15 protein-coding genes are annotated in these 16,643 nt (G+C 47.9%); all 15 read right to left on the reverse strand.

What is annotated here, in order from left to right:
* Nucleotides 1-50: 50 nt before the first annotated feature.
* Nucleotides 51-473: a DCC1-like thiol-disulfide oxidoreductase family protein gene (locus Q7C_RS06520; RefSeq protein ID WP_041366617.1), complete on the reverse strand. Its 423-nt coding sequence runs from the start codon at nt 471-473 to the stop codon at nt 51-53.
* Nucleotides 474-509: 36 nt separating this feature from the next.
* Entirely contained in the window at nt 510-1,322 is an 813-nt protein-coding gene (locus Q7C_RS06525) for a DODA-type extradiol aromatic ring-opening family dioxygenase (RefSeq protein ID WP_014703940.1), read from the reverse strand.
* Nucleotides 1,323-1,364: 42 nt separating this feature from the next.
* Entirely contained in the window at nt 1,365-1,829 is a 465-nt protein-coding gene (locus tag Q7C_RS06530; protein WP_014703941.1) for a hypothetical protein, read from the reverse strand.
* Nucleotides 1,830-1,867: 38 nt separating this feature from the next.
* A complete protein-coding gene (locus Q7C_RS06535) occupies nt 1,868-2,662 on the reverse strand; it encodes a hypothetical protein (RefSeq protein WP_151194728.1) in 795 nt (264 codons plus the stop codon).
* Between the two features lie 61 nt (nt 2,663-2,723).
* Nucleotides 2,724-3,089: a SpoIIAA family protein gene (locus tag Q7C_RS06540; RefSeq protein WP_014703943.1), complete on the reverse strand. Its 366-nt coding sequence runs from the start codon at nt 3,087-3,089 to the stop codon at nt 2,724-2,726.
* Nucleotides 3,090-3,315: 226 nt separating this feature from the next.
* Nucleotides 3,316-4,809, reverse strand: coding sequence for a lysine--tRNA ligase (gene lysS / locus Q7C_RS06545; protein ID WP_014703944.1), 1,494 nt, complete (start codon nt 4,807-4,809; stop codon nt 3,316-3,318).
* A 1-nt stretch (nt 4,810) separates the two neighbouring features.
* Nucleotides 4,811-5,888, reverse strand: a protein-coding gene (prfB, locus tag Q7C_RS06550) for a peptide chain release factor 2 (protein ID WP_151194806.1) whose coding sequence is annotated in 2 segments (ribosomal slippage) — nt 4,811-5,833 and nt 5,835-5,888 — 1,077 coding nt in all. Because the reading frame shifts where the segments join, the coding sequence is not laid out codon by codon here.
* A gap of 83 nt (nt 5,889-5,971) precedes the next feature.
* Nucleotides 5,972-6,817, reverse strand: coding sequence for a peptidoglycan DD-metalloendopeptidase family protein (locus Q7C_RS06555; protein ID WP_014703946.1), 846 nt, complete (start codon nt 6,815-6,817; stop codon nt 5,972-5,974).
* Between the two features lies 1 nt (nt 6,818).
* Nucleotides 6,819-7,394: a YqaA family protein gene (locus tag Q7C_RS06560; protein WP_014703947.1), complete on the reverse strand. Its 576-nt coding sequence runs from the start codon at nt 7,392-7,394 to the stop codon at nt 6,819-6,821.
* Nucleotides 7,394-8,053 carry a protein-L-isoaspartate(D-aspartate) O-methyltransferase gene (locus Q7C_RS06565; RefSeq protein ID WP_014703948.1) on the reverse strand — a complete coding sequence of 220 codons (660 nt, stop codon included), beginning with the start codon at nt 8,051-8,053 and terminating at the stop codon, nt 7,394-7,396. The genes Q7C_RS06560 and Q7C_RS06565 overlap by 1 nt, the downstream gene beginning before the upstream one ends.
* 2 nt (nt 8,054-8,055) lie before the next feature.
* Entirely contained in the window at nt 8,056-8,802 is a 747-nt protein-coding gene (gene surE, locus Q7C_RS06570) for a 5'/3'-nucleotidase SurE (RefSeq protein WP_014703949.1), read from the reverse strand.
* Nucleotides 8,803-8,920: 118 nt separating this feature from the next.
* A complete protein-coding gene (gene parC / locus Q7C_RS06575) occupies nt 8,921-11,152 on the reverse strand; it encodes a DNA topoisomerase IV subunit A (RefSeq protein ID WP_014703950.1) in 2,232 nt (743 codons plus the stop codon).
* An 18-nt stretch (nt 11,153-11,170) separates the two neighbouring features.
* Nucleotides 11,171-13,066: a DNA topoisomerase IV subunit B gene (parE, locus tag Q7C_RS06580; protein ID WP_041366982.1), complete on the reverse strand. Its 1,896-nt coding sequence runs from the start codon at nt 13,064-13,066 to the stop codon at nt 11,171-11,173.
* Between the two features lie 200 nt (nt 13,067-13,266).
* Nucleotides 13,267-14,451: a MalY/PatB family protein gene (locus tag Q7C_RS06585; protein WP_014703952.1), complete on the reverse strand. Its 1,185-nt coding sequence runs from the start codon at nt 14,449-14,451 to the stop codon at nt 13,267-13,269.
* Nucleotides 14,448-16,583 (reverse strand): 5-histidylcysteine sulfoxide synthase, encoded by a 2,136-nt coding sequence (gene ovoA / locus Q7C_RS06590; RefSeq protein WP_014703953.1) that lies wholly within the window; start codon nt 16,581-16,583, stop codon nt 14,448-14,450. Before ovoA ends, Q7C_RS06585 begins: the two co-directional genes overlap by 4 nt.
* Nucleotides 16,584-16,643 lie beyond the last annotated feature (60 nt).

Raw genomic sequence — 16,643 nt, forward strand, 5'->3', positions numbered from 1 at the left:
AGCGCACCTGTAACGCATTCACCCTGACTGACACCCCCGATTATCCGAGCTTACTTCGCTGCATTATTCTGGTCGCCAAAAGATGATCTGCCTAATAGTTTTAACAAAAGATGTCGCCCACCCCGCAATACAGGGTAAAGGATCTTGGCAAGCCACTTGGAACGAAACAGCCAATAGTTCAGTCGATTAAATACACCCGATCGACTGCTCAGCAACGCTAATACATGCATCGCCTCTGCACCGAGATAATACTGTTCTTCTACTTTTAAAATCATGCCTGCGTCCAGATCAAACCCCTTTTTCTGTAAGACGCTGACTTTATCAGGGTGTTGACGTGCATCAATCAGTGTCAATTCACCTACCGAATCACGGATATTCATTACGCGGCTGTAAACAGAACACACCGGGCATTCACCATCATAAATGAGTTCAATTTGCCGTTTCTTTACAACTGCATTCGTCTTTTTCGCCATATTTATATAAAAATCAACGCAATATCGTCACTTGACTCATTTTGAAGCTGCATCCCAGAGGTACATACTTGCTCGCTTATCTAAAATAGATAATGAATATGCTCGAGTACAGGCAGACTCGGCAAATCCGTAACAGACATGTAAAGGCATTAAATGTTCTGCTCTGGGATGACAAAATTCAGCATGGGACGCATTTTGCCAATTAATCAATGCCTGACTTCTTTGTAATTCTGTCATGCCTGGATTTTGACATGTGTCATGCAACCACTGTTCAAACTCGCGATTGGCCTGGGCTGTCGCTGAAGTTTCCGGTGTAAAAAAGGCGCGCATGTTATGAAAAGAAAAACCGGATCCAATCAGCAGTAAATCCGGGTCAGCTATTTGTTGCAGTGCTCGCCCGAGATTAATATGCAGTAATGGATCCAAATGACTAAATAGCGATAATTGCACACAAGGGATGTCAGCCTGCGGATACATTATTTTCAAGGGCACAAACAGACCATGATCAAAGCCTCGCTTTGAATCAGCACGACAGGATATACCTGCCTGATTAAGTTTGTTTTTGATGGCTTCAGCCAACAAAGGATGTCCCTGACAAGGATATTCGATTTGATAAGCTGCGGGTGGAAAGCCATTATAGTCATAGAGCAAAGCGGGTTTAGCCGCGGCAGTGACTGCTGCTTGTTTACTTTCCCAGTGTGCGCTGACCACGATAATTGCTGAAGGCTTTCGAATCTGTTTGGCGATAGCCTGTAAACCCATGACCATCTCTTGATGGCTGGTATCGCCAAGTAGCGGCAGCGGACCACCGCCATGAGAAAGGAATAATGCACGTCGTGAGGTTTTCATATAGATTAAAGACCATCACAAACGCAATATGACTGCGTTTATTTACGCTTTTAGCTGCTGCCAAACTCGTGGCACGATAACAACACACCAGACGGCAATCACAAACTGCAGGATGCCCGAAAATTCAAACCAGAAATCGACGGGTGGCTCATAAAGCGGCGGCGGAAACAATCGCTGCCAAAGTGGACTGTCGCCGGTAAATAAATACAGTCCATTTTTGATGACGTGGTTATAGCCACCTTCATAAAACCCGATCCAGCCGATTGGCAACAATATCGCCAACCCCAGAAAAAGCCAGCCGGCGGGTTGCCTGAACAGACTGATAAAGCGATAAAACAACAAACACACCGTTAATGCTAAACCAATGACAAAAGCAATATGCGCCACATGACCACGCCATGGGGTATCGAACAGGATAGCGCCATAAAGATGATGTATTGCGGTGAGTACCAATAAGATAAAACATCCTGTCGCTAACTGCGATACGGCGGATAAACGTCGTTTCATCTGATTAATCTCTTAAGCATACCGTTATCACGCCGGCCTTACTGCTCATAAAGTGGTCCTTTTGGGTTTTCGGCGGAAAAATAATCTTCGCCCTGATAATTCATATAAATGCTGAAATCACGCTGCTTTTCGTTAAATTTTATCCACAACCAGGGTGACAATGCGTTGATTTGTGCCGATTTATATAATTCAATGGTCGATGGGCAGATATCCAGTATTGTTTGAATGTGCGCGATGGTTATCTTGTCACTAAATCTGAAGTGTGCGAAAGCCTTCGGAATACGCCCTTCCGGATTGTTTTCGATGAAATCCTGCCGACACGCTGCGTAAAGTGCCTTGCTACTCTCTTGTGGATGATAGCCATAATAAAACGTATGCATCGGCCCGCGTGAAACTACGGCATCAGCGTCACCCAACTCAGACTGGATTTCATCAAATATGTTTGTCTTATCAAACATGGCATTGCGTAGCGCAATACGCGTAATGGTGATTAGTGGTGAGCGAATATCAGCATTGTCTCTGGTTTCCGGAATATCCCGGCCAAAGTTAGGAAAGGAAATACTGACTTTCATTTTAGGGTCGGTCACTTCGTATAGAAAATGTCCCTTGGTCGCCGGATCCTCGTGAGCGGCAAGCACCTTATCTCCACTCTTGGCCAGCTTCAATGCCTCAGCGCGTGACATACCCGGATATATTCCATAATACGTATATTGCTGACCCTGACGACTTTTGACTTCTGTCACCACATCTTGAAAATGCTCAGTGGCAGTTTCTGCCTGCGCGCAGGCCGTCAACGATACTAACAATACACCCAAAAACCGAAAATTCATCATCGCTCCTTGAAATTAACACGCGTTATCCACTAGATTAGGTACGAATATCGATATTATCAAACTAGCCGACAAGCCAGGCTTCTGCCTGATCCTGCTGATGCCGTTCAAAGGCCTTAATCGTCAAGCCCGGAAACAACGCGCCCTCCAACTCACTCACCGTTTTTATCCATTGCTTATCGGTCAGCACAGCAACCCGATCAAACTGTTTAACCAGTTTCAACATTGCGGGTAAACGAGATAGCTCGACGCCAATCGCGCTGAGTGAGGGCAAATGAAACGAAACAATATCGTAAAGCATCAGACCATGTTCAATACCTGCTGATTGCATAACCAGCTCATCCAATGCTGTCCGCATTTGCATCGCATCTAACTTGCCTTGCAGCGCAATATCCAGCCGATTCTCACCAATACGTTTAACCGTCAACATGACCTACTCTCCTGTGATAGGTAAAGCTATCTAATTAGTTTCCTCCTGCTTTGGTCAGACTTCAACTTTGTTATGACAAAGAATCCTTGTCTCGCCGTCTCACTAACTTGAGAGAATGTTGCGCCGGGTTGTGACGCAAGCCGCCGATTTGGCAGCATGGCGATACATCAGACACAAAAAAACGAGCGTAAACCCGTTTTTTCATTATGCGATAAGCTGAGCGAATTTACTCTGGCCGCATATGTGGAAATAACAACACATCACGAATTGAGGGCGAATCCGTTAATAACATGACCAGCCGATCAATACCAATCCCTTCGCCCGCTGTCGGCGGCATTCCGTATTCCAGAGCGCGAATATAATCGGCATCATAGTGCATGGCTTCCAAATCGCCAGCATCTTTATCTTCAACCTGTTTCTTAAACCGCTCAGCCTGATCTTCCGCATCATTCAACTCAGAAAAACCATTAGCGATTTCACGGCCGCCAACAAAAAACTCAAATCGGTCGGTCACAAAAGGATCGCCATCACTTCGTCTGGCCAGGGGCGAAACTTCGGTCGGATAAGCGGTGATGAAAGTGGGTTGCATCAGTTGATGTTCAACGGTCTTTTCAAAAATTTCGATTTGGACTTTGCCTAAACCGTAACTGTCTTTGATGGGAATACCAAGCGCTTTGGCAACCGCCGTCGCAGCAGCCAGGTCATCCAACTGCGCTGCAGTTAATGCTGGGTTAAAGTGCAAAATGGATTCTTTCACGGTCATCCGTGAAAAAGGTTCGGCAAAATCAATATCCAGCCCTTGATAATGGACTTGGGTTGTCCCCAACGCATGCTGCGTTACGGAGCGCAACATATTTTCGGTCAAATCCATCAACTCAATATAATCTGCATAGGCTTGATAGAACTCAACCATGGTGAATTCTGGGTTATGGCGTGTCGACAAGCCTTCATTACGAAAATTACGGTTAATTTCAAAGACGCGTTCAAATCCCCCGACGACCAATCGCTTCAAATATAACTCTGGCGCGATTCGCAGAAATAAATCCATATCCAGCGCGTTGTGATGGGTTGTAAAAGGCCGTGCGGTGGCCCCGCCGGGAATGGCCTGCATCATGGGTGTTTCGACTTCGAGGTAATCTTTGTCGATTAAAAACCGGCGAATGCCATCAATGATCTGACTACGCAGTCTGAAAATTTCACGGCTGGGCTCGTTCATAATCAAATCAACATAACGCTGTCGATAGCGTGTTTCTTGATCAGATAAGCCATGGAATTTTTCTGGCAGCGGCCGCAATGACTTGGTCAACAGGCGAATCGTGTCGACATGCACTGACAACTCACCTTTTTTTGTGCGAAACAGGGTGCCCTCAGCGCCAATAATATCGCCCATATCCCAGGTTTTGAACTGCGGATAAATCCCCTCTGCCAACTCATCACGTGCAACATATAACTGGATATCACCAGACATATCACGAAGGTTGGCAAAACTCGCCTTACCCATCACCCGCTTGGTCATCATTCTGCCGGCAACAGCCACCCGGATAGAAGCCGCTTTGAGTTTTTCAGCATCCCAATCGGCATAATCAGTCTGCAACGCGCTATTCATCACATTGCGACGAAAATCATTAGGAAAAGCATTGCCTTGCTCGCGAATATGGTTCAGTTTTTCCCGGCGTTGCGCGATGAGCCGGTTTTCATCCAATTCATTTTCTTGGGTCATGTTATAAGCCTGATTTCAATGACGCCTCGATAAACTGATCTAAATCACCATCAAGGACTGCTTGCGTGTTGCCAGTTTCTACGCCCGTGCGTAGATCTTTAATTCGAGATTGATCTAATACGTATGAACGAATCTGACTGCCCCAGCCAATGTCTGATTTAGACTCTTCTGCAGCCTGCTTCACTTCATTTTGTTTTTGCAGTTCGAGTTCGTACAGTTTGGCGCGTAATGCATTCATTGCCCGATCCCGGTTTTGGTGCTGACTTCGTTCCGTTTGACACTGCACAACCGTATTGGTCGGGATATGGGTGATCCTGACCGCCGAATCCGTTGTATTAACGTGCTGACCACCTGCGCCGCTGGATCGATACGTATCCACGCGTAAGTCAGCCGGATTAATATCAATCTCAATGGTATCGTCTACCTCCGGGTAAACAAATACCGATGCAAAGGACGTATGCCGACGTGCGCCCGAGTCAAAGGGTGATTTTCGAACTAACCGATGTACGCCGGTTTCAGTACGTAACATACCGAAAGCATATTCGCCTTCCAGCCTAACTGTCGCTGATTTGATACCCGCCACATCCCCTGCAGACACTTCCATCAATTCGACTTTGTACTCATTGGCTTCTCCCCAACGCAAGTACATTCTCAGCAACATATTGGCCCAGTCCTGCGCTTCGGTACCGCCCGATCCTGCCTGAATATCGAGATAAGCACTGCTGGCATCCAGCTTGCCGGAAAACATGCGCTGAAATTCCAGTTTTTCCAGCCCTTTTTCCAGCTCATCCAAATCGGCAGTAATAGCGTTAAAGGTTGCTTCATCGCCCTCTTCAACTGCCATTTCCAGCAAATCTTTAGCATCATCAAGGGTATCGCGGTGACCAGACAAAGTCTGCACCAGCTTTTCCAGGTTGGCCCGTTCTTGACCTAGTTTTTGCGCTCGCTCTGGTTCGTTCCAGACATCAGGCACTTCTAACTCTCGGGTAACCTCAACTAACCGTTCTGCCTTGGCATCGTAGTCAAAGATACCCCCTGAGATCGTCACTGCGATCTCGAAGTGTTTTAATCCGTTGCATCGTTGCGCCCAGTTCCAAGCTGCACCTCTTCTCGCAAATGTTCAAAAAGTCAGAAAACCCAGTATTGTAACGAAAAAAAGGGCTTATTGCTTGGGCAGATAACGCATTGGGTCGACAGGCTGACCGTTACGCCGTATTTCAAAATGCAGCTGGTCGCGTTGTGTGCCTGTCCGGCCTAACGTGGCAATTTTTTGTCCGGCCTGCACGCTATCCCCTTCTTTGACTAATAAGGTTTGGTTATGGGCATACGCGCTTAAATAAACATCATTGTGTTTAACGATAAGCAAATTACCGTAGCGTGGCAAACCATCACCACTGTAGACCACTCGACCATTGGCAGCCGCAACGACATCTTGACCGGCTTTTCCAGCAATTTTGATGCCTTTACGGGTCGCACTGGTATTCGAAAAGCTGGATAACAAAGGACCCGCTGTTGGCCAGCGCCAGGATGGATTGCCTGAACCGGTTGGCATGGGCGACGAGGATGGCCGGGGTTGTGTTGCCGGTTCCGGTTTCACCGCTGGTTTTGGCGCAACCGTTGTCGCAGGCGATGGTGGCGTTTTCTGAACCGGTTTTGGCGATGCTACGCTCGGCTTATTCGATGGCACAGATGAAGCCACGGGTTTGCTCACACTCGCCGTTCGCTGCGCTGGTGGCGCACCACGGAATTTCAATTTCTGTCCAACGTATATGGTATAGGGCGACCGTATACCATTAACACGAGCCAATTCACGCCAATCCATCCCATATCGGAAACTAATTGAATAAAGCGTATCACCACGTTTAACACTGTAGCTTAGTGGCGCATCCAGAGGCGCTGTCGGTGTCCGCTGTGAACTACGACTTTCATATTGTCCTACTGGTGCGACAGCCTTACCGCCGCCACAGGCCGTCAAAGCTAAGAACAATAGATACAGATAACGTTTCATATCATCGGATAAGAAAATAAGTGAAAACCAATATAGCGACCGTCAGCCAACCTAACCAGTCCATCCATTGATGCAGTCGGCTTTCCAAAGCTTCGCCCCCCCATCTCATCAGCGCTGCAACTAAGAAAAAACGGCTGCCTCGGCCGACCAGAGAGCCAAGTATAAACGGTAACAATGGCATGGCAACGGCGCCCGCTGCAATGGTAAAAATTTTATACGGAATAGGCGTGAAACCAGCCAGAAAAATCGCCCAAAAACCCCATTTCTCAAACCAGCCTTGGGCGATCAGGTACGCTTCAAGGTAATCAAACCTCACCAGCCACGGCTGCACTAATTCCAGCGCAAACTGACCAATGACATATCCCAGTAAACCGCCTGCTACCGACATAACTGTCGTTAATGCAGCATAAAACCAGGCTTTTTTCGGCTGGGCTAATGACATTGGCGCCAGCATGACATCCGGCGGCACCAGAAAAAATGAAGACTCGGTGAAACTGACTATCGCTAACCAAACACTCGCATACCGATGACGTGCCCACTGCATTGTCCGGGCATAGAGTGACGAAAAAATCTTCATCAAATATGGCCGCTAAGTAACGGTACGAAACTGACTGGCTCCCATTCGGACTCTTCGAAAGTATTGCCATTACGATCAATCACCCGTAATGATTGACCTTTTGCTGTGCCCACCGGAATCACCAACCGTCCTCCGGGAGCCAATTGATGCAATAGACTCTCGGGGATTTGTTCGGGCGCACAGGTGACGATAATACCGTCATAGGGTGCATTTTCCTGCCATCCCCAACTCCCGTCACTATGCTTGAGACGAATATTGTTTAGCTTCAACTGATAAAAACGTTCACGCGCCTGTTTGAGTAACGGTGAGATACGTTCAACACTAAAAATCCGAGGCACCAAATTAGACAGAACGGCTGTTTGATACCCCGATCCGGTACCGACCTCCAGTACCTTACTGCGTGGCGATCCCTGTAATAAAATTTCTGTCATTCTGGCGACAATAAAAGGTTGCGAAATTGTTTGTCCATGACCAATTGGCAACGCCGTGTCTTCATAAGCCCGGCTGGCTAACGCCTCATCGACAAACAAGTGTCTTGGACATTGTCGCATCGTTGCTAATACCTGCTGATTTTTGATTCCTCGATCTTGCAAACGCTGAATCAACCTATCTCGCGTGCGTTGCGAGGTCATGCCAATGCCGCGTGGATCGGCCACCATTGTCAGAGATCTGCCAACCAGTTTGCTACCCCATCAATGGCATCATAACGGGTGAGATCTATCTGCAACGGCGTAATGGATACCGCACCGCGACGGATGGCATCAAAGTCGGTACCGGGTCCGGCGTCCTGTTCAGCACCGGCTGGACCTATCCAATACATCGGGCGTCCGCGAGGGTCCTGTTCCCGAATAATGGGTTCGGCTTTATGCCGATGGCCAAGGCGAGTACTTTCAAATCCAGTAATATGATCGATGGGGATATCCGGTACATTCACATTCAAGATTGTGTCTGCGGGTAAAGCCGCTTTGCTGAGCCTGGTAACCAGTTGTTTTGCTACCCAGCCAGCTGTCTCATAATGCTTACCCTCAAAACTGGTTAGTGAAATAGCAATGGCCGGCAAGCCGAGAAATCGGCCTTCCATCGCCGCAGCGACAGTACCCGAATAAAGCACATCATCCCCCAGGTTGGCACCGGCATTGATGCCGGAAACCACCATATCTGGCTCGTCTTCCAACAAACCGGTAATGGCCAAGTGCACACAGTCTGTAGGCGTACCCTCAACCCGGTAAATACCATTCTCTAGCCGATCCAGACGCAACGGATTTTCCAGTGTTAATGAATTACTGGCACCGCTACGATTTCGATCCGGCGCCACCACCGTAATATCACCGCAATCTTGCAGCGCATGAGCCAGCGTATGCAGGCCGCGCGCCATATAACCATCGTCATTACTAATCAGGATTTTCATTGGACCTGGCTTTGAAATTATGTTGATTTAACGTCCCGCTATGATAGCAGGCACGTGACCTTGAAAACACTAAAACCGATTGATTAAGCAGCGCTTTCCCAATGTGGCACACTTAATTTTATTCCGATGCTGTCACCTCACTGACTTTTTGCAGACCTCTCGGTAACTTGTGGCCACGTTTGCCGCGTTCCCCGCTGTAGTGCGTTAAATCTGCTGGTTTTAAGGTTAAATGCCTTCTGCCAGCATACAGCGTCAAACTATAATTTTCCGGAATTAAGGTAACTGACTGCAGCCATTCTTGGCCGCCACTAAACCGGGCTGATGGAATATTAATTAACCGGACACCTTTGCCTTTATTTAAGGCCGGAATTTCGTCTGCCGCAAACACCAATAAGCGGCCATCACCTGAGGCTACGGCAACGTGCACATCCTGATTAACAGGTAACAAAATAGGCGGCAACATGGCGGCCTTATCCGGCAGATTAAACATGGTTTTACCGGCCTTATTTTTGGCTAGTAAATTATCAAAGGTCGTAATAAAGCCATACCCAGCAGAGTTTGATAACAAGACTTTCTGCTCCGACTCTGCCGTCAATACCGCAACAAAACGGACTTCTGCGCCAGTCTGCAAACGACCACTTAGTGGCTCACCCTGTCCGCGTGCAGAAGGCAAGGTATGTGCTGACAAGGAATAACTGCGCCCGGTTTCATCAAGAAAAACAATTTGCTGATTACTGCGTGCTTTCACGGAAGCCAAATAGCGATCACCAGTTCGGTAATTGAGTGACTCCGGATCTACATCATGACCTTTGGCAGCTCGAACCCAACCGCTCGCAGACAATACAATCGTCAACGGTTCTGTGGGTAACAATTCAGTATCACTTAGCGCTTTAGCTGCCTCTTGGGGTTTGATTCGACTTCGACGTTCATCGCCATATTTTTCTGCGTCTGCTGTCAACTCTTTGCGAATCAAGGTTTTCAGTCTGGTTTCAGAGTTCAGCAGTTGTTCCAAGGTTTTCCGCTCTTTGGCAAGGTCATCCATTTCGCCCTGAATCTTCATCTCTTCTAATTTCGCTAAATGCCGTAAGCGTAATTCAAGAATCGATTCAGCTTGTCGCTCAGACAAGTGGAAACGGGACATCAATGCTGTTTTTGGTTCATCTTCTGTGCGGATGATGGCGATAACTTCATCAATATTTAAGTACGCAATCAACAGGCCTTCAAGCACATGCATGCGATCCCGGACTTTATCAAGGCGATATTGCAAGCGTCTGGTCACCGTTTGAATACGATAAGTTAGCCACTCACTGAGCATGTCGCGCAGGTTTTTCACCTGCGGCCGGCCATCCAGACCAATCATATTCATATTGACCCGATAGCTGCGCTCCAAGTCTGTTGTCGCAAATAAATGCGACATCAAGCTCTCGGTATCGACGCGATTGGAACGCGGCACAATGACTAACCGAACCGGCTGATCGTGATCCGACTCATCTCGCAGGTCGGCAACCATCGGCAGTTTCTTCGCCTGCATTTGCGCGGCTATCTGTTCCAGAACTTTGGCGCCGGATACCTGATAAGGCAAGGCGTCAATAATAATTTCGCCATCGACCACCTGATAGCAAGCACGTTGCCGAATAGAGCCATTGCCGGTTTCATAAATTTTGCGAATATCAGCATGGGAAGAAATGATCTCTCCGCCGGTGGGAAAATCGGGTCCCTGAATCACGGCAAGCAGGTCATCCAGCGTGGTGCGAGATGATTTAAGTAATAATAAACAAGCCTCAACCACTTCTCGCAGATTGTGCGGCGGAATATCCGTTGCCATACCGACAGCAATGCCAGTTGCGCCATTTAACAGCACATTTGGCAATCGCGCTGGTAATAACTCCGGTTCATCCATGGTGCCATCAAAATTGGGCACCCACTCAACCGTGCCCTGACCAAGCTCTGATAACAGGCTCTGTGCATAAGGCGCCAGTCTGGCTTCGGTATATCGCATCGCTGCAAAGGATTTGGGGTCGTCCATCGAGCCCCAATTACCTTGTCCGTCGATCAAGGTATAACGGTAAGAGAATGACTGCGCCATTAACACCATGGCTTCATAGCAAGCTGAATCGCCGTGTGGGTGATATTTACCTAATACATCACCAACCGTTCGAGCGGATTTTTTGTGTTTGGAAACAGCACTGAGACCAAGCTCAGACATAGCGTAGACAATACGCCGTTGCACCGGTTTCAGGCCATCAGCTAAATGCGGTAGCGCCCTGTCCAAAATGACGTACATGGAATAATCGAGATACGCTTTTTCGGTAAAGTTGCGGACCGGTAGTTGTTCCAAATCGTCAATCATTACTGTTTAGTTCCCTATCTATCCGACAGTGGCCATATCACCATGTTGTTCAAGCCAAATACGACGATCTGCAGACCGTTTTTTGGCCAATAATTTATCTAGCGTCATGTCTGTTTCATCATTGGCATCAATCGTTAGCCGAATCAAACGACGGGTATCCGGTGCCATGGTGGTTTCCCGTAACTGCAGTGGATTCATCTCGCCCAAGCCTTTAAAGCGTTGGATGCTAAGTTTGCCTTTAATATTATCGCGCTCAATCCGATCAAGAATCATCTGCCGCTCTTCATCATCCAGGGCGTAAAACACCTGTTTACCAACATCCACACGATATAACGGCGGCATCGCAACGCAGACATGTCCGGCAGCAACTAACGCCCGAAAGTGCCTGACAAACAACGCACAGAGTAGCGTGGCAATATGCGCACCATCGGAGTCAGCATCCGCAAGAATGCAGATTTTGCCATAACGTAATCCACTCAGATCCTCTGCACCCGGATCAACACCAATCGCCACAGCAATGTCATGGACTTCCTGAGATGCCAGCACTTGAGAAGGCTCAACCTCCCAGGTATTTAAAATTTTGCCTCGTAACGGCATGATGGCCTGAAAAACCCGATCTCGCCCCTGCTTGGCACTACCACCTGCGGAGTCACCTTCAACCAAGAATAATTCCGATCGGCTGGGATCCTGTGAGGTGCAATCTGCCAGTTTGCCTGGCAAGGCAGGGCCGGATTGAACCCGTTTTCTGACCACTTTTTTGGCTTGTTTCAGTCTGGACTGGGCATTGCTGATAGCGATTTCCGCAATTTTTTCACCGTCTTCGATATGATGATTTAACCAAAGGCTAAATGCATCTTTGACTGCGCCACTAACAAATGCAGCACATTGCCGTGATGACAAACGCTCTTTGGTTTGACCGGAAAATTGCGGATCTTCCAGTTTGACGGAAAGGACATAACAGCAATATTCCCAGATATCTTCAGCCGACAGCTTGACTCCTCTCGGCAGCAAACTACGAAACTCACAAAACTCACGTAAGGCCTCTAAAATCCCACTTCGCAACCCATTCACATGCGTACCGCCCTGCGCGGTCGGAATAAGGTTGACATAACTTTCCGCTAAAACGTCCCCCGGTTCCAGCTGCCACATCAGTGCCCAATCGACTTCTTGTTGTTCATCTGCAAATTGCCCAACAAACGGCTTTGCCGGCACACAGGGCACATCGGTCATGGCCGTTGCCAGATAACTGTTTACCCCGTCTTCATAACACCAAGTGTCGGTTTGTTTTTCAGCTCCACTCTGATCTTCAAATGTCACCACCAGCCCGGAACATAAAACCGCTTTGGCGCGTAACACATGCCGGAGCCGCGACACCAGAAACTTCGATGCATCAAAAAAACTGGCATCTGGCCAGAAGCGCACGCGGGTGCCAGTATTGCGTTTGCCAACAGTGCCAGTTTCCGCCAATGGCTCAATTAACGCGCCATTGGCAAACGCAATCTGATAACTGATGCCATCACGACGAATCCCAACTTCCAGTCGAGTTGATAGTGCATTGACAACCGACACACCAACGCCATGCAAACCGCCCGAATAGCGATAATTTTTGTTGGAAAATTTACCGCCCGCATGCAAGCGGGTCAAAATCACTTCGACGCCGGGCACGCCCTCCTCAGGGTGCAAATCAACCGGCATGCCACGTCCATCATCAATCACTTCCAGTGAATTATCCGCATATAAAATAACGTGAATGGATTTGGCATGCCCGGCGATGGCTTCATCCACACTGTTATCAATGACTTCTTGCGCCAGATGATTTGGCCGGGTGGTATCGGTATACATGCCGGGGCGTTTTCGGACTGGCTCCAGACCGGTCAGCACCTCGATCGCCGAAGCATCATATATCGTGTTCATGGGTGTTATTTTGTCCATTCGAGAATGCCCGAAACTTAGCAGGATAAAGCCATTGGTACAAGTACCATGCATACTGGCATGTCAAGTGCAGAGCGCACAGCAAGCCCGAAACGAGACCACTCTCTCTGACATCAATCCAAAATCGCCTCTAAACGTAAATTGGAGAAGCGGCCATCACCCTATTGAAAACCTATCTAAAATTAAGACTGCTGCTGGTAGCGAAGCTGTTCACAGGCCTCCGCCATCTGCTGACAGGCTTGTAAAATCATGTTTCTTGGCGCGGCCAGATTCATTCGCATGAAGCCATTACCGCCGGTACCGAAAAGACTGCCAGGACTTAATCCGACCCCCGCCTGCTGCACCCAAAAATTCTGTAGTGCATTGTCATTCATTTTCAATGCTCGGCAATCAAGCCACAGCAGGTAAGTCCCCTGTATCGGCGTAATACGGATAAAAGGCATCTGCGCGGCAAAAAATGCGCATACCTGTTGCCGAGTTTGCTCAACATAATCCAGCAAGGCATCCAGCCATGCTTCACCTGATCGATAAGCGGCTTCTGTAGCAACAATACTAAAAGGATTGGCGGCACTGACATGCCAGCGCTTGAACTCCGCGTCGATAGCCTGCTTCTGTGCTGGGTCAGGTACTACCAGCGATGATAAGTTTAAGCCAGCGATGTTAAATGTTTTGCTGGCGGAAATTGCTGTAATCACCTGTCCTGGCGCTGCCAACTTGGCCAGTGGGGTGTGTTGTGATTGTGCCAACAATAAATCGGCATGTATTTCGTCACTGAGTATAACCAAGCCGGTCTGTTCAGCGATGGCCAGTAACGCACGTAACTCATACTCATCCCAGACGCGGCCAACCGGATTATGCGGTGAGCATAAGATGAATAGTTTGGCATGCCGCGCCTGTTCAGCGAGGGAAACCAGATTCATCCGATATCCGTTTTCAGTGGCTAACAAAGGATTTTCGATCAATTTTCTTCCGGTTTCGGTAACGGCAGAAAAAAACGGAAAATAAACCGGTGGCTGCACAATCACGCCATCACCGGGTTCGGTCAGCGCATTAATACAAGCATGAATCGACGGCACAACACCCGGACACATCATTAGATCTGTCTTATTTATCTGCCAGTCAAACCGTTTCAGATACCACGCCTGTATAGCTTGATACAGCGTATCGGGAAAAAGGTGATAACCATAAATCGGATGTGCTGCCCGAGCCTGTAATGCCGCTGTGACTGCGGATGGACAGGCAAAATCCATATCGGCAACCCATAATGGAATGACATCATCCCGGCCAAACAGGGCTTTTCTATTGTCATACTTCTGCGCACCTGTTGCGGCTCTTTGCAAACGTTGGTCGAAATCAAATTGACTCAACGCTTACGTTCCCAGATCGTCACCTCAGACAGGGTATGCTGAAATTTGTGGCTGGTTTCACGGATTACAAACGGTATGGATTGTGGCTCGGCAATGCGCGCAAAGTGTTCATCCAAAATATAATGGAGACCATCCAAGGTCGTAAAACTTTCTCCGTCTTTTTTAAACCCGCCCAACCATTTGGTTTTTTCGGTATGCGCTTCCAACCAAGTATAGGGAGAGGCAAGTACCAACAGCCCCCCCTGATTCAACCGCTCATGAATGGATTGTAAAAACAAAGCAGGATCATAAAGACGGTCGATAAGATTCGCAGCGACTATCAGGTCATAGCCTTGATAGGTTTTTTTCAGATTACAGGCATCCCCCTGCATAAAGCTCACTTTATCGGCAAATTCTGACAAACCAAACGACGCTAAATGCTGCTCCCGGTATTGCACCAGTTCACCTTCGTCAATGATGGTATAACGAATCACACCGCGTTGCTGAAGTTGCACCCCCAGATTGATTAGACGTGCAGAAAAATCGATCCCGGTGACAGCATCAAATTCACGTGCCAATTCAAAGCTACCTCTGCCAACGGCACATCCCAAATCCAATGCCTTATGTTTTGGTTTGTCAGCCATAGCCTTGATGGCATATTCCATCAAGGTTTTTTGAAAATTAGGCACCTCAAAGTAAGTTTCACCGTAGTGAAACTCTGCATATTCAGACAGCATTTTGTCAGTCTCATAATGCGAATCGACAACGTTGACCGGCGCATCAGAAACCACGTAACGAAACCCTGCATGTTGAAAAAAGTGACGTCGAAAAGCATATCTGGCCGAACCCCGAGATTCATTACCACACGAGATCCAACTCCCCCCTTTAATCAGGTTGTGCTGACCGTCATAAGTTGGCGTAGTGAAATCATCATAGATCGGATGCACTTTAAAGCCATCAAATGGATAAATGGGGGTTTCCGTCCATTGCCAGACATTGCCAATGACATCATAAAAATCACCATGCTGAAACAGATTTACTGGGCAGGATGAAGCTGCATAATCCAAATGAATATTAGCTTCGGCAGGGTGACCATCCAGCTCTGCAACTTTGGCAAAGTCGTAAAGCCGATACCATTCGTCTTCGGTTGGCAGTCGTACCGTTTTGCCAGTTTTCTCTGCTTGCCAATGACAAAATGCTTTCGCTTCATGATAATTCACCTCGGCAGGCCAATCCCATCGCATTGGTACGACTTCTGTCATCAATCGTAATTGCCAGCCTGATGTGTCTGCTACCCAAAAAGTGGGATGCGTTGCCTTGGCAAATCGGCGCCATTGATTGCCTTCTTCAGTCCAGTACTCAACGTGCTCGTATCCACCAGCTTCGATAAATTCCAGAAACTCCTGATTGCTGACCAAAAACTGGCTGGCTTGAAAGTCGGCCACCTCAACTTGGTGATCGCCATATTCATTATCCCAGCCGTAGACAGGGTCATCGAATGCTTTACCAAGCTTTACCGTTCCACCAGTGACCGGTAACAATTGATTTTCAGGTGCCTGGCCTGTCTGGGTAAAAGGACGCCACTGCGCTTGTTTACGCACATAATCAAGCTGCTGCTGACGAATCAGGACAGATGATGTTTCCAGATGGATTTGCTCGTGCTCAATTCCCATCAGAATCGCCCACCATGGATTTTGCCAGTCAATTGGTAACTTCAATGGTGCCGAAGCAATCACCTTATTAACCAGTTTTTTAACCGCCTGCCGATAGTCACGAACACGACTCACGGATGGCCAGTCATAATGCCTCTCATCAAGGTCATCCCAGCTCATTTCATCAACGCCAACAGCAAACATGGATTCTATCTTGGCATCGACGCGAGTTTTGATTAGCCCCGTAAGCAACATTTTGTTAATGAAAAAAGTTGCAGTATGCCCATAATAAAAAATTAATGGATGCCGCAAAGGGATCGATTTTCGATAAAAACCCGTTTCATTCTCTAAGGTTTCGAACAAGGACTCATAACGTTCAAAGGTCGCATTAAACCAATTTGCAATCTCGCGGCGCTTCGCCGCGACATCCTCACCAGCCAAAACGGGGGTTCTCTGGATTAGCGCTGTAGTATCGGTAGATAGCGCACTTTTTGCATTCATCAGTCAATCCTTGTTTTGCAGCTTTGCATTAACTTAACAAATAAATTACCCCAAGTAGAC

Source organism: Methylophaga frappieri, assembly GCF_000260965.1.
GTDB lineage: Bacteria > Pseudomonadota > Gammaproteobacteria > Nitrosococcales > Methylophagaceae > Methylophaga > Methylophaga frappieri.